This window comes from Streptomyces sp. SID12501 (genome assembly GCF_010550245.1).
Classification (GTDB): domain Bacteria; phylum Actinomycetota; class Actinomycetes; order Streptomycetales; family Streptomycetaceae; genus Streptomyces.
The window spans coordinates 1-451 of the sequence record NZ_JAAGLU010000600.1 but is presented as its reverse complement, the minus strand read 5'-3'; the positions used below and the strand labels follow the sequence as shown (position 1 = coordinate 451).

Annotated in this window: 1 protein-coding gene; it reads right to left on the bottom strand. The window is 65.4% G+C overall.

Features of this window, described 5'->3' with window-relative positions:
• On the bottom strand, positions 1–435 hold a 435-nt coding region (locus tag G3I71_RS47470; protein ID WP_164325157.1), incomplete at its 3' end, for an SPW repeat protein.
• Positions 436–451 lie beyond the last annotated feature (16 nt).

The window sequence follows — 451 nt, the reverse complement described above, 5'->3', positions numbered from 1 at the left end:
GGTGCTGCGGCTTCTTGTCGCTGCTCCGGCGCAGACCATGCCCAGCAGTACCGTCAGTCCGCCGACGATGATGTTGTTGAGGACGATTCCGGCGTCCGGGCTGTTCCCGACCACCCAGGTCGACACGATTATCCACACACCGATGGCGCACATCGCCCAGCTCAGGCCGTACATCCGCTCGGGCGTCATCGTGAAGCCCAGGGCCGGGACCGCGATCGCGATGCCCATGACGAGGTTGTGCGTCACCAGGGCGGGCTGGCTGGCCGTGAAGTGGAGCACCCAGGGGGAGACGGCGCAGTAGAGGCCGACGAGGAACACCGGCGCGTCCACCAGCGCCACATCGCGGCCGCCCATCACCCTGTCGTACCGCGCGCGCATTTCGGAGGCATCGGGGTGACCCGATATGTCACTCCTGGTGTCTGAGACGTTGGTCATGAGATTTCGTCTCCTT